Source organism: Streptomyces sp. T028 (assembly GCF_048159505.1).
In the GTDB taxonomy this organism is placed as follows: domain Bacteria; phylum Actinomycetota; class Actinomycetes; order Streptomycetales; family Streptomycetaceae; genus Streptomyces.
In genome coordinates this window covers 71,140-90,805 of record NZ_JBLRVZ010000034.1, presented here as the reverse complement: position 1 = coordinate 90,805, position 19,666 = coordinate 71,140, and the positions used below count along the sequence as shown (strand labels likewise).

17 protein-coding genes, 1 tRNA gene and 1 pseudogene are annotated in these 19,666 nt (G+C 70.6%); 13 read left to right on the top strand and 6 right to left on the bottom strand.

Annotation, left to right across the window (positions count from 1 at the left end; genetic code table 11):
• Positions 1–93: 93 nt before the first annotated feature.
• Both ACLZN2_RS31605 and ACLZN2_RS31600 read left to right on the top strand, forming a co-directional pair.
• Positions 94–1,659 carry an RICIN domain-containing protein gene (locus ACLZN2_RS31605; protein WP_416982812.1) on the top strand — a complete coding sequence of 522 codons (1,566 nt, stop codon included), beginning with the start codon at positions 94–96 and terminating at the stop codon, positions 1,657–1,659.
• A gap of 23 nt (positions 1,660–1,682) precedes the next feature.
• Complete coding sequence (locus ACLZN2_RS31600; RefSeq protein WP_416982811.1) at positions 1,683–2,579, top strand: DUF4429 domain-containing protein; 897 nt, start codon at positions 1,683–1,685, stop codon at positions 2,577–2,579.
• A gap of 36 nt (positions 2,580–2,615) precedes the next feature.
• Here the strand turns inward: ACLZN2_RS31600 and ACLZN2_RS31595 are convergent.
• Positions 2,616–2,878, bottom strand: a pseudogene (locus ACLZN2_RS31595) (phosphoesterase); the annotation flags it as partial.
• Between the two features lie 171 nt (positions 2,879–3,049).
• Between ACLZN2_RS31595 and ACLZN2_RS31590 the strand changes: the two are divergent.
• Both ACLZN2_RS31590 and glmS read left to right on the top strand, forming a co-directional pair.
• Positions 3,050–3,307, top strand: a complete 258-nt coding sequence (locus tag ACLZN2_RS31590) for a hypothetical protein (protein ID WP_416982810.1) — start codon at positions 3,050–3,052, stop codon at positions 3,305–3,307.
• Positions 3,308–3,359: 52 nt separating this feature from the next.
• Positions 3,360–5,177 (top strand): glutamine--fructose-6-phosphate transaminase (isomerizing), encoded by a 1,818-nt coding sequence (gene glmS, locus ACLZN2_RS31585; protein WP_416982809.1) that lies wholly within the window; start codon positions 3,360–3,362, stop codon positions 5,175–5,177.
• Positions 5,178–5,260: 83 nt separating this feature from the next.
• Here glmS and ACLZN2_RS31580 read toward each other — a convergent pair whose 3' ends face one another.
• The 3 genes from ACLZN2_RS31580 to ACLZN2_RS31570 all read right to left on the bottom strand — a co-directional run bounded on the left by ACLZN2_RS31580 (position 5,261) and on the right by ACLZN2_RS31570 (position 7,661).
• Positions 5,261–6,103, bottom strand: coding sequence for an FkbM family methyltransferase (locus ACLZN2_RS31580; RefSeq protein WP_416982808.1), 843 nt, complete (start codon positions 6,101–6,103; stop codon positions 5,261–5,263).
• A gap of 305 nt (positions 6,104–6,408) precedes the next feature.
• Positions 6,409–6,972: a GPR1/FUN34/YaaH family transporter gene (locus ACLZN2_RS31575; protein WP_416982807.1), complete on the bottom strand. Its 564-nt coding sequence runs from the start codon at positions 6,970–6,972 to the stop codon at positions 6,409–6,411.
• Positions 6,973–7,133: 161 nt separating this feature from the next.
• Entirely contained in the window at positions 7,134–7,661 is a 528-nt protein-coding gene (locus ACLZN2_RS31570; protein ID WP_352343681.1) for a universal stress protein, read from the bottom strand.
• A 395-nt stretch (positions 7,662–8,056) separates the two neighbouring features.
• On the opposite strand from ACLZN2_RS31570, the gene ACLZN2_RS31565 reads away from it, so the two are divergent.
• The gene (locus ACLZN2_RS31565) at positions 8,057–8,431 is read left to right on the top strand and encodes a hypothetical protein (protein WP_416982806.1); all 375 of its coding nucleotides are present in this window, start codon (positions 8,057–8,059) and stop codon (positions 8,429–8,431) included.
• A gap of 377 nt (positions 8,432–8,808) precedes the next feature.
• On the top strand, positions 8,809–10,044 hold the full coding sequence (locus ACLZN2_RS31560; RefSeq protein WP_416982805.1) for a helix-turn-helix domain-containing protein: 1,236 nt from the start codon (positions 8,809–8,811) through the stop codon (positions 10,042–10,044).
• A gap of 582 nt (positions 10,045–10,626) precedes the next feature.
• On the opposite strand, the gene ACLZN2_RS31555 is transcribed toward ACLZN2_RS31560, so the two are convergent.
• A complete protein-coding gene (locus ACLZN2_RS31555) occupies positions 10,627–11,421 on the bottom strand; it encodes an alpha/beta fold hydrolase (RefSeq protein ID WP_416982804.1) in 795 nt (264 codons plus the stop codon).
• A 364-nt stretch (positions 11,422–11,785) separates the two neighbouring features.
• On the opposite strand from ACLZN2_RS31555, the gene orn reads away from it, so the two are divergent.
• The 3 genes from orn (at position 11,786) to ACLZN2_RS31540 (ending at position 13,200) form a co-directional block, all read left to right on the top strand.
• Positions 11,786–12,388: an oligoribonuclease gene (gene orn / locus ACLZN2_RS31550; RefSeq protein WP_416982803.1), complete on the top strand. Its 603-nt coding sequence runs from the start codon at positions 11,786–11,788 to the stop codon at positions 12,386–12,388.
• 116 nt (positions 12,389–12,504) lie between these two features.
• A tRNA-His gene (locus ACLZN2_RS31545) sits at positions 12,505–12,577 on the top strand.
• 107 nt (positions 12,578–12,684) lie between these two features.
• Positions 12,685–13,200 carry a GNAT family N-acetyltransferase gene (locus tag ACLZN2_RS31540; RefSeq protein ID WP_416982802.1) on the top strand — a complete coding sequence of 172 codons (516 nt, stop codon included), beginning with the start codon at positions 12,685–12,687 and terminating at the stop codon, positions 13,198–13,200.
• A gap of 218 nt (positions 13,201–13,418) precedes the next feature.
• Here the strand turns inward: ACLZN2_RS31540 and ACLZN2_RS31535 are convergent, their stop codons facing one another.
• Positions 13,419–14,474 carry a LacI family DNA-binding transcriptional regulator gene (locus ACLZN2_RS31535; protein ID WP_416982801.1) on the bottom strand — a complete coding sequence of 352 codons (1,056 nt, stop codon included), beginning with the start codon at positions 14,472–14,474 and terminating at the stop codon, positions 13,419–13,421.
• Between the two features lie 349 nt (positions 14,475–14,823).
• Here ACLZN2_RS31535 and ACLZN2_RS31530 point away from each other — a divergent pair, with 349 nt between their 5' ends.
• The 4 genes from ACLZN2_RS31530 (at position 14,824) to ACLZN2_RS31515 (ending at position 19,644) form a co-directional block, all read left to right on the top strand.
• Positions 14,824–16,149: an ABC transporter substrate-binding protein gene (locus ACLZN2_RS31530; RefSeq protein ID WP_416982800.1), complete on the top strand. Its 1,326-nt coding sequence runs from the start codon at positions 14,824–14,826 to the stop codon at positions 16,147–16,149.
• Positions 16,150–16,154: 5 nt separating this feature from the next.
• Positions 16,155–17,165: a carbohydrate ABC transporter permease gene (locus tag ACLZN2_RS31525; RefSeq protein WP_416982868.1), complete on the top strand. Its 1,011-nt coding sequence runs from the start codon at positions 16,155–16,157 to the stop codon at positions 17,163–17,165.
• Positions 17,166–17,191: 26 nt separating this feature from the next.
• On the top strand, positions 17,192–18,094 hold the full coding sequence (locus ACLZN2_RS31520; protein WP_416982867.1) for a carbohydrate ABC transporter permease: 903 nt from the start codon (positions 17,192–17,194) through the stop codon (positions 18,092–18,094).
• A gap of 110 nt (positions 18,095–18,204) precedes the next feature.
• Positions 18,205–19,644 (top strand): GH1 family beta-glucosidase, encoded by a 1,440-nt coding sequence (locus ACLZN2_RS31515; protein ID WP_416982799.1) that lies wholly within the window; start codon positions 18,205–18,207, stop codon positions 19,642–19,644.
• Positions 19,645–19,666: the final 22 nt, after the last annotated feature.

Genomic DNA, 19,666 nt, shown 5'->3' with positions numbered 1-19,666 from the left:
CGGGGGAACCTGTCCGTCCGCACACTCCCCTCACAGAGAGCGGAACTACGGTCCACACCTTGCCGTGCCCGCTGCTTTCGGGGAGCCGACTTCATGTCCGAGCACATTGCACAGCAAGCCCCGCACCACCCGCCGGCCGTGTCCGGGCTCCTGCCGGAACACGCCCCCGCGGTCCACGCCTACGCGGACGCCTTCTGCGCGAAACCGCGCGACGCCACCGACCTGGCGGCCCAGGTCCTCGCCCGCGGCCCCCGGCAACCGGGCGGCCCCGCCCTACGCACCGCCCTCCTCGCCGACGTACGCCGCACCGCCGACGGCTGGCTGCGCGACGAGCGTTCCGCGCTGCTGCGCCCGGAGTTCCGCGCCTGGTCGCAGCGGGCAGCCGACACCTTCGGCCCCATCGACACCCTGCGCCGGGTGGAGAACAGCTCGGTGCTCCTGGCCGCCTTCGAGCAACTCGCCGACCAGTCACGGGCCGCGCTGTGGCTGTGCCTCGCCGAGGAGGGCGAGTCGGCGCAGGCGGCCCGGCTCCTGAACACCAGCGAGGAGTTCGCCGAGTCCCTCGCGCAGTCGGCCCGCGGCCGACTGGTCGACACCTTCCTGCGGGTGCGCGCCGACCGCACCGCCGACCCTCGATGCCTCCACTACGGCGGCATGCTCGGCGCCATCGCCCGCGGCACGCACCGCGAGGCCCCCGCCGATCTCCGGCAGCACCTCGACATCTGCCGCTTCTGCGCCCACGACCTGCGGCTGCTGCGCACGCTCGCCTCGGGCGAGACGGAGGAGGCACGGCGGCTGCTGGTGGACCAGGTGCTGGTGTGGGGCGGGGGCGCCTATCGCAAGGGGCGAGCGGCGGCCCGGGAGGCGGGGCGAGCGGCGGGGCGTACACCGGTGGATCCGCCCGTATCACCGGAGGAGCCCGCCGCCGGCCCGCCCGTCCGCCGCCGCAGACGGCCGGTGGTCACGGTGGCGGTCACCGTCGTCCTGACCGCCCTCCTCACCACCGCCGTCCTGCGGCTGCTGTCCGGCTCCGACCCCGCCGCGGGCGCCGAGCCCGCGGCCGACGCGAGCGCCGTGTCCCCGTCCGCCGCCGTCGGGGACTCCGCGTCGCCGTCGCCCTCGACGACCGGCGCCTCCGCCGCCCCGGTCGTCCTGAAGAGCGTGGCGAACGGGCGCTGTGTCACCGGCCCCACGGGCGGTGCCGCCCCCGACGAGCCCCAGTCCCGGACCGAAACCCAGCCCCGGACCCAGGGCCCCGTGCCCGCCCCCGACCCCGTCCTGGCCGCCTGTGACGGCGGCGAGGCCCAGCAGTGGCGGGTGGTCGCCCTGGACGACGGCGCGGTGGCCCTGGTGAACGTCGCGTCGCGGCTCTGCCTGGACATCGCGGGCGAGCGGGTCGCGGGCGACGGGATGCAGCAGCGGCCGTGCGCGAACGAGCAGGCCGACGCGCCCTTCCCGGAGGACCAGGCGTTCCTGCCGGAGCGGGCGGGCGACGACGCGTTCACCCTCGTCTGCCAGGACAACCCCGAGATCGCGCTCGGGGTGCGCTCCGGCGAGGTCGGGATGCGGTCGACTGCCGCCGCGGGCAAGGCGGTTCGCTTCTCGCTCGACGGCGGCGGCGGTGTCGATGACGCGACGGCGAACGCGTTGGGGCTTTGACGGCCCGGTGCCAGAATCGCCCCATGGCGGAAATCCTCCAGAAGGACGGCACCTGGGTCTTCGACGGTGACGCGCTGCGGCTGACGCCGGGCCGGGACAGGGGCGTGGGGCTGCTGCGGAAGGAACTGGGCGAACTCGTGGTCCCGCTGGGGGCGTTGGCGGGGATCTCGTTCGAGCAGGGCAAGAAGAGCGGGCGGCTCAGGCTGCGGCTGCGGGACGGCGCCGATCCGCTGCTGCACGCCACCGGCGGCCGGCTGGCCGAGCCGCACGACCCGTATCAGCTGCTCGTCGACTCCGACCGGTACGGGGTCGCCGAGTACTTCGTGGACGAGGTGCGGCACGCGCTGCTGCTGGACCGGGTGCCGTCCGGTCCGGTGGACGCGTATCTGCTGCCCGGGCCGGCCGTGCCGCTGTCCTTCTCCGCCGGGGACGGCACGGCGAGCTTCGACGGCGACCTCGTACGGCTGGAGTGGAACTGGAAGACGGAGGACGCGAAGGCCTCCGCCGGGGCCCGCACGATCCGCGTCGAGGACGTCATCGGCGTGGAGTGGCAGCCGGCCGTCGGCCTGGAGAACGGCCATCTGCGGTTCACCGTGCGCCACGCGCCGACGAAGGCCCCGCCGAAGTACGACCCGAACGCCGTCGAGCTGTGGGGCTTCAAGAAGGACCCGCTGATGGCCCTGGTCGCGGCGGCCGTGCAGGCCCGGCTGCCGCATCCCGCCGCAGCCCCCGACGACACCCTACGGCCCACCGCGCTGCCGTCCGGCGCCGAGCCGGAGATCCCCGCCCCGGCCGCCTCCGGCGACGACCACGACGCGCTGCTGCGCCGGCTGCGCGAGCTCGGCGAGCTGCACCGGGACGGGGTGCTGACGGACGACGAGTTCACCATGGCCAAACAGGCGGTCCTCCGGCGCCTGTGACTCCTGGGAGGACCGCCTGCCGGGCGTACGGCTGTGCTACTTGGCCTTGCGGGCCACCGTGAAGTGGTCGATGCGGTCGCCGGTCTCGGCGATGCCCTGGACCTTCAGGGTGGTGTGGTGGCCCTTCGGCGCGGGGGTGACGTCCACATTCGTTCAACGTGTCACCGGCTACCGGCCGCTGCTTCCTGTCCGGCTCCGCCGGAAAGTCACCGCGACGCCTCGCGTCGCGCGGCCGCGCCCGCCATGACGTACACAACCCCCTCGGTCTCGGGGTACGCCGTCCCGCCGACGGGGACCTTGGCGTCTGAAAGTCGTCGCCCCGGGCGACGGATCGCAAGACGCCGAATGGACGGTTCACGAACACACGCTCATAACACATTCAAGGTTCCCCCAAGGCCTCTTAACAGGACTCTGCCCGAAATCGGGCAGGTTTCTTGCGAAACCGGCTCGCGTACCTCAGGATCTACCGGGTGCACGACGAACTGGTTGATCATCTGACGCGGTCCACGCCCCTTCAGCGGGGCGAGGCACTGCGGGTGATCCAGGACGTGCTCGCCTTCTTCGACGAGACGACCGAGGACTACGTCCGTCGCCGCCACCGCGAGCTCCAGGCCGGCGGCCTGGTGAACGCGGAGATCTTCGAACGGATCGCGGCGGACCTTCAGTACCGGGCGGTCGCGCCGCCGGAGCTGTCCATCCGGCAGCTGCGGCGGATCGTCTACGGGTGACTCACCCGCGGGAGACCACGGGTGACAGAAACAGCTTGGGGATACCTCTTATATGTGCGGAATCGTCGGATACATCGGGAAGCGTGACGTGGCCCCGCTGCTGCTGGAAGGCCTGCAGCGGCTGGAGTACCGCGGCTACGACTCGGCCGGCATCGTCGTGACCTCGCCGAAGACGGCCGGTCTGAAGATGGTCAAGGCCAAGGGCCGGGTCCGGGACCTGGAGGCCAAGGTTCCGGCGCGCTTCAAGGGCACCACCGGGATCGCCCACACCCGCTGGGCCACCCACGGCGCCCCCTCCGACGTGAACGCCCACCCGCACATGTCGGACGACAACAAGGTCGCCGTCGTCCACAACGGCATCATCGACAACGCCTCCGACCTGCGCCGCAAGCTGGAGGCGGACGGTGTCGAGTTCCTCTCCGAGACCGACACCGAGGTCCTCACCCACCTGATCGCCCGCTCCCAGGCTCAGACCCTGGAGGAGAAGGTCCGCCAGGCCCTCCGGGTCGTCGAGGGCACCTACGGCATCGCCGTCATGCACGCCGACTTCTCGGACCGTATCGTCGTCGCCCGCAACGGCTCCCCGGTCGTCCTCGGCATCGGCGAGAAGGAGATGTTCGTCGCCTCGGACATCGCCGCGCTGGTCGCCCACACCCGGCAGATAGTCACGCTGGACGACGGCGAGATGGCCACCCTCAAGGCCGACGACTTCCGCACCTACACCACGGAGGGCACCCGCACCACGGCCGAGCCCACCACCGTGGAGTGGGAGGCCGCCTCCTACGACATGGGCGGCCACGACACCTACATGCACAAGGAGATCCACGAGCAGGCCGACGCCGTGGACCGCGTGCTGCGCGGCCGCATCGACGACCGCTTCTCCACCGTGCACCTCGGCGGCCTCAACCTGGACGCCCGTGAGGCCCGTCAGATCCGCCGCGTGAAGATCCTCGGCTGCGGCACCTCGTACCACGCGGGCATGATCGGCGCCCAGATGATCGAGGAGCTGGCCCGCATCCCCGCCGACGCCGAGCCCGCCTCCGAGTTCCGCTACCGCAACGCGGTCGTCGACCCCGACACCCTGTACATCGCCGTCTCCCAGTCCGGTGAGACGTACGACGTCCTCGCCGCCGTCCAGGAGCTCAAGCGCAAGGGCGCGCGGGTGCTGGGTGTCGTGAATGTGGTGGGCTCGGCGATCGCCCGCGAGGCCGACGGCGGCGTGTACGTGCACGCCGGTCCCGAGGTGTGTGTCGTCTCGACGAAGTGCTTCACCAACACCACGGTGGCCTTCGCCCTCCTCGCCCTGCACCTCGGCCGCACCCGCGACCTCTCGGTCCGCGACGGCAAGCGGATCATCGAGGGCCTGCGCAGGCTGCCCGGCCAGATCTCCGAGATCATGGAGCAGGAGGCCGAGATCCAGAAGCTGGCCGACGAGCTCGCCGAGGCCCGCTCGATGCTCTTCATCGGCCGCGTCCGGGGCTACCCGGTGGCCCGTGAGGCCTCCCTGAAGCTCAAGGAGGTCTCGTACATCCACGCCGAGGCCTACCCGGCCTCCGAGCTCAAGCACGGTCCGCTGGCCCTGATCGAGCCCGCCCTGCCGACGGTCGCGATCGTCCCCGACGACGACCTGCTGGAGAAGAACCGCGCCGCCCTGGAGGAGATCAAGGCCCGCAGCGGCCGGATCATCGCCGTGGCCCACCAGGAGCAGGAGAAGGCCGACCGCACGATCGTCGTCCCGAAGAACGAGGACGAGCTGGACCCGATCCTGATGGGCATCCCGCTCCAGCTCCTCGCCTACTACACGGCGAAGGCCCTCGGCCGGGACATCGACAAGCCGCGCAACCTGGCGAAGTCGGTCACGGTCGAGTAGCGGCCAGCCGTACAGAAAGCCTTACAGGAAGCAGCCGTACGAGGTCCAGCGCGCCGGGCGTGAACGTGTCGCCCGGCGCGCTCTCAGCTCTGCGGCGTGAAGATCAGGTTCCGGGTCTTCGGCGGCCGGGGCCGGTGCCAGGGCACCAGGGTGCCGTCGGCCTCGGTGACCCAGTGGCAGTCGTAGCCGAGCGGGTCGAACTCGGAGGTCAGCGTCTCCAGGGGCGCGTCGCGCAGCGCCTCCAGCATGACGGTCGGCCGGTCGCGCTTGAGCACCTGGCGGGCCCCACGCAGGACCGACAGCTCGTGCCCCTCGACGTCGATCTTCATCAGGTCCAGCCTGGTCTCGGCGAAGACCTCGTCGAGCGCGCGCAGCCGGATGCGCTTCTGCTCGGCGTCGGCGGCGGCGTGCTCCAGGGTCGAGCCCGTCGACAGCAGGTTCCCGGAAAACCGGACGCTGATCTCCGCCCAGCCCTCCTCGCTGGACACACCCGCCTGGTAGAGCTTGACGTTCTGGACGCCGTTGGAGCGGACGTTGACCGAGAGCCGGGCGTGGATCATGTCCACCGGCTCGAACGCGTGGATCGTCGCCTGAGGGTTGGCGAGGGCGGCGATCATCGAGAAGTAGCCGACGTGGGCGCCGACGTCGGCGATCGTCGTGCTCTTCGCCGCCAGCCGGGACCAGGTGGCGAGGCTGCCCGGCTCGTAGCCGAACCCGCCGTTCCACAGGGTGTCGAGGGCGACCGCGTCGTCGTTCACGCAGAACATCACGAACGGCGGACAGTACGGGGAGTCGATCTCGGCGAAACCCCGATAGGGGAACTTCTTGCGGTGCGTGCGGATGATGTCGCCCGTGGAGACCGGCCGTACGGATGGTGCGTGGGCCATCATGCGGGCGTTGGATTCGTGGAGCTGGGACATACGCATCCGGCGATGCTAAAGCGGGGGTCAGGTTCTGTCATCGGCTTGGGAAGATTGAAAAAGACCTGATCAGGGGCGCGCCGGGGCGAGATGGCGGAGCGGTGAACTCCAGCCGTGGAACAGGGAACAAGGATCACGGAAACCGGGAACGGGACACGGGGAACGCGGCACGAGGGGACTCGCAACGGGAAACGGGGAACGCGGCACGAGGGGACTCGCAACGCGGAACGGACCCCGCGCGACGCCATCGGTCGCGGGGGTCCGCTCGGTCGGCCGGGGGCTGCCCGAACTCCCCGGCGTCGGCTGCCGTTTCAGCCGGCGGCCGTCACACCGCGGCCGGCAGCCCGTCGCGGGAGCGCGGTGGGCCAGTGGGCCATCGCCGCCGTGGCGGCGTACCAGGCGACCGCCCCCGCCGCGACGGCGAACCAACCGCCCACCTTGGTGAGCGAGTCGCTGTCGGCGAACGAGGCGACCGCCATCAGGACGAGCGCGACGAGGAACAACCCGTAGGTCCCACGGGTGAGTTGGTCCCCGCCCGCCGCGGTCAGGGAGAGCGCCACGAGGGCGAACAGGAGGAGGAAGAGTCCGGCGGCGTTGTCGGAGGCCTGGGAGCCCGCGGAGAGGGCCCAGGTGAACCAGAACGCGCCGAGAACGGTGTAGGCCGTACCGCCCGCCGAGTCGCGGTCGCGGAGGGCCAACAGGCCGACGACGAACAGTGCTACGCCGCCGACGTAGTGAGCGATGGTCACGGCGTCCGCCGCCGTCACGCCGTCGATCAGGTCGGTGTGCCCGAGTCCGAACGCCAACAGGGTGATGCCCAGGGCGAGTCGGCCGACGATCGTGGTGGTGCTTCCCGCGGAGACGTCATTGTCCACGGCGGGCTCCCTTCATGCGTTTGTGCGATGCGCGGTGACCGATATATGCCCTTCACAAGGGCACAAATACCTGTGGGAGCAAGTGAATTCGAACATCGCGCAGACGCCGTGAAGAGGGAGTCCGGGAGGGCCGCCGGAGAACTACGGGGGCTGCGGAAGACCTACGGGATAACGATGACCGGCCGCTTCGCGCGCTTGGCGAGCCGGCCGGCGACGGAGCCGAAGATGCGGCCCACGATGCCGTGCGTGGAGCCGACGACGATCGCGTCCGCCTCGTACTCCCGCCCCACCTCTTCGAGTTCGTGGCAGATGTCACCGCCGCGCTCGACCAGGATCCACGGCACCTCGGCGAGGTAGTCCGCGCAGGCGAGCTCCAGCCCGAGCACCTCGGTGCGGTGGTCCGGCACGTCGACGAAGACCGGCGGCTCGCAGCCCGCCCACACGGTGGTGGGCAGCCGGTTGGCGACATGGACGATGATCAGGCCCGAGCCGGAGCGGTGGGCCATGCCGATGGCGTACGCGAGAGCGCGTTCACTGGAGGTGGAGCCGTCGAAGCCGACGACCACGCCGTGCTTGAAGGCGGGATCGCAGGTGGGGCGTGCCTCTTCCGCCGCCAGGGGCTCGGCCGCCGTGGGGTCGGCGACGGGCCGCTTGCGGTCCGCGGGTTCGAAGAATTCGTGACCGGCCATGGCTGTCTCGGCGTATCGATCCTTGTATGGGTTGGACGGCTTGAGCGTCGGAGCTGTGTCCGGGAATTGTCTTCCCAACCCCATACCCCCAAGGGTACGGCGCCACTCCTCCTACGCCCAGACCCCGAGCACCCTCGGTGGGGGTTCCAGGGAGCATGCACGAGGGGGCGCCCGTAACGCAATGGTTGCTGCCCGGTACAGGCGGTTTGCACAGGATTCACTTACCCGTGGCCGATGCCCGCGACTGATGCCCGTGGCCGACAACCCGTGGCCGATACCCGTGGCCGACCGGTGCGGGCTCCGGAGTGACCGACCGCGCCCACCCGCGTTGAGCACCGTGCGCCGGGGCCGTCCCCGCGCACCGTACACCGCCGCCCCGGAAAGAAGCCCGCCCCATGCCCCCGTCGCGCAGGCCGTCCGCCCACCGTCCCGGCGGCGGGCGCAGGACCGGCGAGCGCAGGACCGGCGAGCGCGCGACCGACGATCTGATCCGCTGGGCGGCCTTCTCCTGCGTCCTCGTCCCGGTGGTCCTCCTCTGGTACGGCACCTCGCTCGCCGGCGCCGCCGGGACCGCGCTCGGCCTCGCCGCCGTCACGGCCGTCTGCCGACTGCTGCTGCGCCAGTCGGAGCGGGGCGCGGCCCGGCTCCTCGCGGAGAAACAAGGAGAACCGCACGCGCCGCAGGCGCACCACCGGGGGCGCCATCAGCGCACCGGAACGGGGTCGCATCGTGGCGGTCGTCACTCCGGGGGAAACTCACCGGCCGGTTGACCGGTTTTCACGCACCGGACCGGCGCTTTTCAGCCAACTTCCGCCTCCCGTGCATCCCTTGCCGTAACCACCCCCCACCCCCCGTGCCACCTGCACGGATAAGCCCTCGGGAACCCTGCGCACCCTATGGGGATTGGCCACTACGACGAGGCGCACTTCCCTGCACGCTCCACGAGTGCAACGCTTCGTGATCGAATGCTTCACGCCAAGTTGCCAAGTCGACAATCCGCCGGGTGCTGAACTGGCCACTCCGGCGTCGCGCGACACAGTAGATTCGATCTTGACTGTCTACGGCGGGGGACTCGTGCAGGACCGAGGGGAAACGTGCAGGAGCGACACAACCGAGGAGCCGCGACCACCGAGGGGGGCTTAGCAGGATGAGCCACGACTCCACTGCCGCGCCGGAAGCCGCGGCCCGGAAGCTTTCCGGGCGACGCCGCAAGGAGATCGTCGCGGTGCTGCTGTTCAGCGGCGGCCCCATCTTCGAGAGTTCCATTCCGCTGTCGGTGTTCGGGATTGACCGCCAGGACGCCGGCGTGCCGCGCTACCGCTTGCTGGTGTGCGGCGGAGAAGAGGGCCCGCTGCGGACCACAGGGGGCCTGGAACTCACCGCACCGCATGGCCTGGAAGCGATCTCACGGGCGGGCACGGTCGTCGTGCCGGCCTGGCGTTCGATCACTTCTCCGCCACCGGAGGAGGCGCTCGACGCGCTGCGGCGGGCCCATGAAGAGGGTGCCCGCATAGTGGGCCTGTGCACCGGCGCGTTCGTGCTGGCGGCGGCGGGTCTGCTGGACGGCCGCCCGGCCACCACGCACTGGATGTACGCACCGACGCTGGCCAAGCGCTATCCGTCGGTGCACGTCGATCCACGAGAGCTGTTCGTGGACGACGGCGACGTCCTGACGTCCGCGGGTACGGCCGCCGGAATCGATCTCTGTCTCCACATCGTGCGGACGGACCACGGCAACGAGGCGGCCGGCGCGCTGGCCCGGCGTCTCGTCGTCCCCCCGCGCCGGTCGGGCGGCCAGGAGCGCTACCTCGACCGGTCTTTACCGGAGGAGATCGGCGCCGACCCGCTGGCCGAGGTCGTCGCCTGGGCGCTGGAACACCTCCACGAACAGTTCGACGTGGAGACGCTGGCTGCGCGCGCGTACATGTCGCGCCGCACCTTCGACCGCCGCTTCCGGTCGCTGACCGGCAGTGCGCCGCTGCAGTGGCTGATCACCCAGCGGGTGCTCCAGGCGCAGCGTCTGCTGGAGACGTCGGACTACTCGGTGGACGAGGTCGCGGGGCGCTGCGGCTTCCGCTCCCCGGTGGCGCTGCGCGGGCACTTCCGCCGCCAGCTCGGCTCGTCCCCGGCCGCCTACCGGGCGGCGTACCGGGCGCGCCGGCCGCAGGGCGACCGGCCGCTGGAGGCCGAGCCGCCGTCGCCGTCACCGGCGGGGCCGCCTCCGTCCCTCCACCCGGAGGGGCCGGGTCCGGTCCCTCCGCAGATCAGGCGCACGGCGGGCTCCGGCGCGCTGGGCTCCGCGTCCGGTCTGTCCGCGGACCACGCCCGCGAGGCGTACGCGGCCTCTCGGGCGAGCCTGCCGGGGCAGCGGAGCGGTATGTGACGCCGTAGGCACCCGGGGCGGCGGAGGCGATTCCCTCGCCCCGCCGCCCTTGCCCTTCCCATCCCCAGGGGGCTCCGCCCCCTGAACCCCCGATCGGCCCTGAACGGGCCTCGTCCTCAAACTCCCCAGAGGGGGCACCCCCAGACGGGCTGGACGGGGTGCCCTTTGTCCAACCCAGTCGGGTGGTGGGTGGGCATAGGCCGGGGGTCTGGGGGCGGCCCCCCGGCAGGAGACCGGGGGCGGCATGCATCTCAGTGATCACGCGGTCGAGAGAGGCCGAAGTGCACCCTGCACCGAGCGCACCAGGGACGCCCGTTCTCAGGGTCCGTAGGGCACTGGGCGGCACAGCGGGGGCACTTGTGCCGGAGTCACGCGCCAGAAGGTTTCCGCCGTGGCCGGCCTGGAGCTGACGATGTGTCGGATTCAGCCCCGTGTGGCATGTCGTTGCGCTACGGCATCGCCGGATCCTGCCGGTGATCTCCCGTAAGGGCGCCCCGAACATCAAGGCCTGGGCAAGCTCCGCGCCTCGAGAACGCCGCATCATGATCCATCGGTGGGGGCCGGAAAGGCCGCGGGCCATGGCTATGCCGAGGCAAGGAAGTCCCGGACCGCGTCCGCGAAACCGACCGGGTCGTTGGCGTACAGGAAGTGGTCCGTCCCCAGTTCGATGAGACGGGTGCCCGGCCGCCGAGCGGTCATCTGCGCTGCCTGCTCCGCCGACAGCACACCGCCTTTGGCGCCGCGTATCAGCAGTGCCGGGCAGGCGGAGCCGGTCCAGTCTGCCCAGTGGTCGCCGTGGACCCGGTCCTCGGATTCGTAGATGTCCTTGGGGTGGAAGTGCAGGCCCCAAGTTCCGTCCGGCCGCTCGCGAACGGCAGATTCGAGGAAGGGGGCGAACGGGCCCAGCTGCGCCACGAATGCCTCCCGGCCGGGGCAGGTGCCCTCCGGAAGGTTCAGCACGAACGCCAGGGGGTTGCTGCCGTCCAGGCCGAGCTCGGCACAGCCCTCGCCGTTGACCAGCGCGGTCACGCGCTCGGGGTGGCGGGCGGCGAACTGGTAGGCGTTGATCGCGCCGAGTGAGTGGCCGAGGAGGGCGGCGCGGTCCAGTCCCAGGTGGTCCATGAGGGCTTCCAGGTCGGCGAGGTAGCCCTCCCGGCTGTAGTCGGCCGCCCGGTCGGAGTTGCCGTGGCCGCGCTGGTCGGGCGCTATGACCCGCCAGTCCGGGGCGAGGCGGGCGGCGAGTTCGGCGTACGACATGCCCTCGGACATGTGTCCGTGCAGGGCGAGCAGCGGGCGGCCCGGTCCGCCGAAGTCCACGTAGGACAGGGTGCGGCCGTCGATGGTGAGCGCGGAACGCTTGGCGTTGTCGGTGTTCATGGGTTCACCGTAGACGACATCTATACGTATGTACAAGACGTTCGTATAAGACGCGCGTATGAAACTTCGGGGCAGTTTGGTCGACCAACCCGACTGGTCGCCGGCACGCGTGAACGGCTCCGGGTTCGCGCGGAAGGGGAGTGCCGGACACTGCCAGTGGCCTCTCGGAAGGGTCCTCACGGCCCGTGAGGACGTCCAGGGCGACGGATACGGTGGTCATCGTGTCTGCACTGGTGAAAGGCGCGTCGACATGCGTGCCCGCTTACCCGCACCCCAAGAAACCGCACCGGGCGGCAGCCCCCAGGGAGGGTCCGCCGCCGTACGGGGGCCTTCCAAAAGCGGACGTCAGCTTTAGGGTGGTCGCATGAACGATCGCATGGTGTGGATCGACTGCGAGATGACCGGCCTCTCGCTGTCCGACGACGCGCTCATCGAGGTTGCCGCCCTCGTCACCGACTCCGAGCTGAACATCCTCGGCGAGGGGGTGGACATCGTCATCCGACCGCCGGCCAAGGCCCTGGAGACGATGCCGGAGGTGGTGCGCCAGATGCACACCGCGTCCGGCCTGCTGGACGAGCTGGCCGGCGGCACGACCCTCGCCGAGGCCGAGGCACAGGTCCTCGCCTACGTCCGCGAGCACGTGAAGGAACCCGGCAAGGCCCCGCTGTGCGGCAACTCCGTCGGCACCGACCGCGGCTTCCTCGCCCGCGACATGCCGACCCTCGAGGACTACCTCCACTACCGGATCGTCGACGTCTCCTCCGTCAAGGAGCTGGCCCGCCGCTGGTACCCGAGGGCGTACTTCAACAGTCCCGAGAAGAACGGCAACCACCGCGCCCTCGCCGACATCCGCGAGTCGATCGTGGAACTGCGCTACTACCGCGACGCCGTCTTCGTACCGCAGCCCGGCCCCGACTCCGACACCGCGAAGGCGATCGCCGCGAAGCACGTGCTGCCCGCCCAGTAGGGCGCCGGGAGCGGCCCTCGGACGGCCAGGGAAAAGCCGTGCGCGAGCACCCCTTCGGACCCTGTACACTTTTTCTCGGCCGGTCGGGGACGACACAAAGTCAACAGCCGGTCGTGGTGGGTGTAGCTCAGCTGGTAGAGCACCTGGTTGTGGTCCAGGATGTCGCGGGTTCGAGTCCCGTCACTCACCCTGAGTCATCAGCCGGTGACTTCCCGAAAGGGAGGTCACCGGCTGATGCGTTTCCGGGGAGCGAAGCAAGACAAGTAGAAAGACAAGGGGAAGCACGGGGAGCCGCCTTGCGTACGGAACCGATCGCCACCGCCCGTCTCACCCTCCTCCCCCTCCGAGTGGAGCACGCCGCCGAGATGGCCGCCGTCCTCTCCGACCCCGCCCTCCACACCTTCATCGGCGGCACCCCCAGCACCCCCGAAGCCCTTCGCACCCGCTACGAACGTCTCGTAGCCGGCTCCCCCGACCCGGCCGTCTCCTGGCACAACTGGGTCCTGCGGCTCACCGGGGAGAACGCTCTCGCCGGCACCGTCCAGGCCACGGTGAGCGGCGCGGAGCAGGCCGAGATCGCCTGGGTCGTCGGCACGCCCTGGCAGGGCCGCGGCCTCGCCTCCGAGGCGGCGCGAGGGCTCGTGAGGCAGCTACGGCGACAGGGCATCCGTACGATCACCGCCCACGTCCACCCCGACCACCACGCCTCCGCCGCCGTGGCCCGCGCCGCCGGACTCTCCCCCACCGAGGAGGAACAGGACGGCGAGATCAGCTGGCGCCTCGACGCCCCACCCCTCCCCGACAGACCCTAGGTCGTGTCCGCAAAGTCCCGCCTGCCGGGCGACGCCATGCACGCTCCCCCAGAGGGGGGTACCCCCACTCGCCGCACCGGGCACGAACCCACGTACAACCAGTACGAGGGTCCGTGCCCGGCACTCCCCCAGCCTCCGGCCGGGGGGACCCCCAGAGCACGCACCTGACGCCGCCCGGCCCGCCCTCCGGGCGGACGACGGGACTTTGCGGACACGCCCTAGGACGAGGCCCGCCCCACCAGCTCCGTCGCCAGCACCACCTGCCGCCGCTCCAGCCCCCGGGACACCGCCGGGCGGCGGTCCGCGATCTCCGTGAGGAGGAGGTCCAGCATGCGCCGCCCCATCTCCTCGATCGGCTGGCGCACGCTCGTCAGGGGCGGGTCCATGTGGCGGGCGATGGCCGAGTCGTCGTAGCCGACCAGGGCCACATCCTCGGGGATACGGCGGCCCGCCTCCCGGAGGGCCTGGCGGGCGCCCGCCGCCATCACGTCCGAGCCGGCGAACACCGCGTCCAGCGAAGGGTCACGGGAGAGCAGCGCGGCCATCGCCCGGTGCCCGCCCTCCTCCGTGAAGTCCCCGGGCTCGATCAGCCTCTCGTCCGCCTCGTACCCGGCGTCCCGCAGGGCGTCGCGGTAGCCGTCGACGCGGCGCTGGGCACCGTAGACGTCGAGGCGGCCGGTGATGTGGGCGACGCGGGTGCGGCCCCGGGCCAGCAGGTGCTCGACGGCCGAGCGGCCGCCGCCGTAGTTGTCGGAGTCCACGGAGGGCAGCGTCTCGGCGGCGGAGCGCGGGCCGCTGATCACCGCCGGGATCTCCAGCTGGGCCAGCAGGTCGGGGAGCGGGTCGTCGGCGTGGACCGACACCAGCAGCACGCCGTCCACACGGTGTGCCGCCAGGTACTGGGCCAGGCGGCGGCGTTCACGGTCGCTACCCGCGAAGATCAGCAGCAACTGCATCTCGGTGTCGGCGAGTTCGGCGCCCACACCGCGCAGCATGTCCGAGAAGTACGGCTCGGCGAAGAACCGGGTCTCCGGCTCGGGGACGACCAGGGCGATCGCGTCGGTGCGGTTGGCCGCGAGGGCGCGGGCGGCCGTGTTGGGGACGTAGCCGAGTTCGGCGACCGCCGCCTCCACCGCCGCGCGGGTCGCGTCGCTGACCCGGGGCGACCCGTTGATCACCCGGGAGACCGTGCCGCGGCCCACGCCGGCCCGGGCGGCCACCTCTTCGAGGGTGGGCCTGCCGCCGCTGCGGCCCCGCGCTCCGTGGCTTGCCATGGGCTCCGCCTTCCCGCCGTCGTCATCACGCTGGCCTGGAATCTAACAGTCCCGACCGCTCGGCCCCTCCTGAGCCCAACAGTCGGACATATGCCGAACTGGACCAAATGTGCATCACTCGCCGGGGTTAGCTAACGGCCGGATAACTGAACGCACCTCTCCTTGTCCCCGCCCTTGACACCCCCGCCCGAACCGACGACTCTTCAACACATCACTTGTGGGAGCGCTCCCACGGTACCTGACACATACACATCCCGCACGTTCCCCGCCCGAGCCGCAGCGAGAAACAAACGGGCCCAACAATGCAGTTGGCCGGGGGGTCGGCACGTCAGGGCAACAGGAGGACGCAATGCGAGCACGTACCCGAACCGCCCGCCGGGCGGTGGTCCTCGCGGCCGTCGCGTCGCTGGGCGCCGGGCTGCTGGCCGGCTGTGCCGACGACGGCGGCGACGCATCCGACGATTCGTCGTCCGGCGGCGGCAAGGGCAAGACCACGATCACGCTGGGTCTGTTCGGCACCTTCGGCTTCAAGGAGGCCGGCCTCTACGCCGAGTACGAGAAGCTCCACCCGGACATCAAGATCGCCGAGAACGTCACCGAGCGGAACGAGAACTACTACCCCGCGCTCGTCAACCACCTCACCACCAACAGCGGCCTGATGGACGTCCAGGCCATCGAGGTGGGCAACATCGCCGAGGTCGTGGCCACGCAGGCGGACAAGTTCGTGGACGTGTCGAAGATCTCCGGCGTGGACAAGAGCAAGTGGCTGGACTGGAAGTGGGCGCAGGCCACGACCAAGGACGGCGCGACGATCGGGCTCGGCACCGACGTCGGCCCGATGGCCATCTGCTACCGCAAGGACCTCTTCGAGGCGGCCGGTCTGCCCACCGACCGCGCGGAGGTCGCCAAGCTGTGGACGGGCGACTGGAACAAGTTCGTCGAGGCCGGCGAGCAGTACAAGAAGAAGGCCAAGGCGGGCACCTTCTTCATGGACTCCCCCGGCGGTCTGCTCAACGCGATCCTCGGCAGTGAGAAGGAGAAGTTCTACGACTCCTCCGGCAACATCATTTACAAGTCGAACCCGGCCGTGAAGACCGCCTTCGACCTGACGGCGAAGGCCGCCGAGGAGGGGCTCGTCCAGTCCCAGACCCAGTTCCAGCCGACCTGGGAGCAGACGATCGCGAACAGCAAGTTCGCCACCATCGCCTGCCCGCCGTGGATGCTCGGCACCATCAAGGGCAAGGCCAAGCCGGAGGACGCCGGCAAGTGGGACGTGGCCACCGCCCCCAAGTCCGCCAACTGGGGCGGCTCCTTCCTGGCCGTGCCGAAGAGCGGCAAGCACGTGAAGGAGGCCGAGGCGCTCATCACCTGGCTGACCGCGCCCGAGCAGCAGACGAAGCTGTTCAAGGTGCAGGGCAACTTCCCGAGCGCGCCGAGCACGTACACCTCCGCCGAAGTGACCGGCGCCAAGAACGAGATGACCGGTGACTCCCCGATCGGCACGATCTTCGCCGAGGCCGCCAAGACCGCCCCGGTCCAGGTGATCGGCCCGAAGGACCAGATCATCGCGCAGGGTCTGGCCGACAACGGCGTCTTCCTCGTGACAAAGGGCAAGTCGGCGAAGGAGGCCTGGGAGACGGCCACCAAGACCATCGACAACAACCTGGACAAGTGACCCGTATGGCCACCCGCCACGACATCGCCGCGCCCCCCGCGAAGGAGGGGGGCGCGGCCCCGGGCCGCGTGCCCGCGGAGGCCACGGAGGCGGAGCGGCGGCGCCGGGCCAAGCTGTCCCGCCGCTGGCAGCGGGACATCCGCTGGTCCCCGTACGCCTTCGTCTCGCCGTTCTTCCTGCTGTTCCTCGCCTTCGGTCTGTTCCCGCTGGTCTACACGGGCTGGGCGTCGCTGCACCAGGTGGAGATGACCGCCCCCACCGACATGACGTGGGTGGGGATGCGCAACTACACCCGGATCTTCGACGACGACTTCTTCTGGAACGCGGCGAAGAACACCCTGACCATCGGCATCATCTCGACGGTCCCGCAGCTGCTGATGGCGATGGGCCTCGCGCACATCCTCAACTACCGGCTGCGCGCCTCGACCTTCTACCGGGTCGCGATGCTCGCCCCGTACGCGACCTCGATCGCCGCCGCCTCCCTCGTCTTCGTCCTGCTCTTCGGCCGTGACTACGGCATGATCAACTGGGCGCTGCACTTCGTCGGGATCGACGCGATCGACTGGCAGAACGACAAGTGGCCGTCGCAGATCGCGGTGTCGACGATCATCATCTGGCGCTGGACCGGCTACAACGCGCTGATCTATCTGGCCGCGATGCAGGCGATCCCGCAGGACCTGTACGAGTCCGCGGCGCTGGACGGCGCGAGCCGCTGGCAGCAGTTCTTCCATGTGACGCTGCCGTCGCTGCGGCCGACGATCCTGTTCACGGTCGTCGTCTCCACGATCGGCGCCAGCCAGGTCTTCGGCGAGCCGCTGCTGTTCGACGCCAACAAGGGCGCCTCGGGCGGCGCGGAGCACCAGTTCCAGACGCTCGGTCTGTATCTGTACGAGCAGGGCTGGGTGAACCAGCACCTGGGCCGTGCCTCGGCGATCGCCTGGACGATGTTCCTGATCCTGATCGTCGTCGGCATCGTCAACTACGTCATCTCGCGCCGGCTGCGCGCCAGTAGTTAGGAGTACCGGCCGTGACGACGACGACCCTGAACAAACACCAGCCCGACGACGCAGCCGCCGCACCGGCGGCCCGCCGGGTGCGCTGGCCGAAGTCCGCGCGGGCGGGCGGGCAGCTGCACGGCGGCCCGATCGCGTACGCCGTCCTGATCCTGTTCACGATCGGCTCGCTGTTCCCGCTGGTGTGGACGGCGATCGCCGCCTCCCGCGACAACAACCGGCTGGCGCAGACGCCCCCGCCGCTGTGGTTCGGCTCGAACCTGTTCACGAAGCTGGACGTCGCCTGGACCGACGCCAACCTCGGCAAGGCCTTCCTCAACACCACGATCGTGGCGGGGACGTCCGCGGCGACGATCGTGATCCTCTCCACGATCGCCGGTTTCGCCTTCGCCAAGCTGCGGTTCAAGGGCAAGAACGCGCTGATGCTGATCGTGATCGGCACGATGATGGTGCCGCCGCAGCTGAGCGTCATCCCGCTGTACATGATGGTCGCCAAGCTGGAGTGGACCGACCAGCTGCAGGCGGTGATCCTGCCGTCGCTGGTGAGCGCGTTCGGTGTGTTCTTCATGCGGCAGTACCTGATCCAGGCGCTGCCCGACGAGATCATCGAGGCGGCCCGGGTGGACGGTGCGAGCAGCTGGCGCGTGGTGTGGCACGTGGTGTTCCCCGCGGCGCGCCCCGCGATGGCGGTGCTCGGCATGCTGACGTTCGTCCAGACGTGGAACGACTTCCTGTGGCCCTTCCTGGTGCTGAGCCAGACCGGCAACCCGACCGTGCAGGTCGCGATCGCGGGCCTCGGCCGCGGGTACACACCCGACCAGTCGCTGATCATGGCGGGTGCGCTGCTGGGCACGCTGCCGCTGCTGGTGGTCTTCGCGATCTTCGGCAAGCAGATCGTGGGCGGCATCATGCAGGGCGCGGTGAAGGGCTGACCTGTTGCGACACAGGGGCCGGGTCACCGCCGCCCCGGCCCTGATCACCCCACTTCCCCCCAACCTCGTCGGCCTCCACGGCCTCGACGACCATCCATGGGAGCGCTTCCATGACTGATCCCGTCACCCCTGTGACCTTTCCTCCCGCCTTCCTCTGGGGCGCGGCGACCTCCGCGTACCAGATCGAGGGGGCGGTGCGGGAGGACGGCCGCACCCCCTCGATCTGGGACACCTTCAGCCATACGCCGGGCAAGACCCTCGGCGGCGAGCACGGTGACATCGCTGTCGACCACTACCACCGCTACCGCGAGGACGTCGCGCTGATGGCGGAGCTGGGCCTGACGGCGTACCGCTTCTCCATCTCCTGGTCCCGGGTCCAGCCGACGGGCCGGGGCCCGGCCGTGCAGCGGGGCCTGGACTTCTACCGCCGGCTGGTCGACGAGCTGCTGGCGAAGGGCATCAAGCCCGCCGTCACCCTCTACCACTGGGACCTCCCGCAGGAGCTGGAGGACGCGGGCGGCTGGCCGGAGCGCGACACGGCGTACCGGTTCGCCGAGTACGCGCAGATCGCCGGGGAGGCGCTCGGCGACCGCGTGGAGAACTGGATCACCCTCAACGAGCCCTGGTGCAGCGCGTTCCTGGGCTACGCGTCGGGCGTGCACGCGCCGGGCCGCACCGACCCGGCGGCGTCCCTGCGCGCGGCCCACCACCTGAACCTGGCACACGGCCTGGGCACCTCCGCGCTCCGCGCGGTCATGCCGGCCCGCAATACGGTGGCGATCAGCCTCAACTCCTCGGTCGTACGCCCCCTTTCGGAGTCGGCGGACGACGCGGCGGCGGTCCGCAAGATCGACGACCTGGCCAACGGGGTCTTCCACGGCCCGATCCTGAAGGGCGCCTACCCGGAGACGCTGCTCGCGGCGACCTCCGGCCTCACGGACTGGTCGTACGTCCTCGACGGCGACCTGCGCGCGATCCACCAGCCGCTGGACGCGCTGGGCCTGAACTACTACACGCCCACGCTGGTCTCGGCGGCGGACGCGGAGGTGAAGGGCCCGCGCACGGACGGGCACGGCGCGAGCGACCACTCGCCGTGGCCGGGCGCCGACGACGTGGCCTTCCACCAGACCCCCGGCGACCGCACGGAGATGGGCTGGACGATCGACCCGTCGGGCCTGCACGAGCTGATCATGCGGTACACGAAGGAGGCCCCCGGCCTTCCCGTCTACATCACCGAGAACGGCGCGGCCTACGACGACAAGCCCGACCCGGACGGCCGCGTCCACGACCCGGAGCGGGTCGCGTACCTGCACGGCCACCTGTCGGCGGTCCGCCGCGCGATCGCGGACGGCGCGGACGTACGCGGCTACTACCTGTGGTCCCTGCTGGACAACTTCGAGTGGGCGTACGGCTACGGGAAGCGGTTCGGGGCGGTGTACGTGGACTACGCGACGCTCACCCGGACGCCGAAGACGAGCGCCCACTGGTACGGCGAGGCGGCGCGCACGGGCACCCTCCCGTCGCCGACGCAGTCGCCCGAAACCACCTGACCCGGGGAAAAGGGGAGGGGCG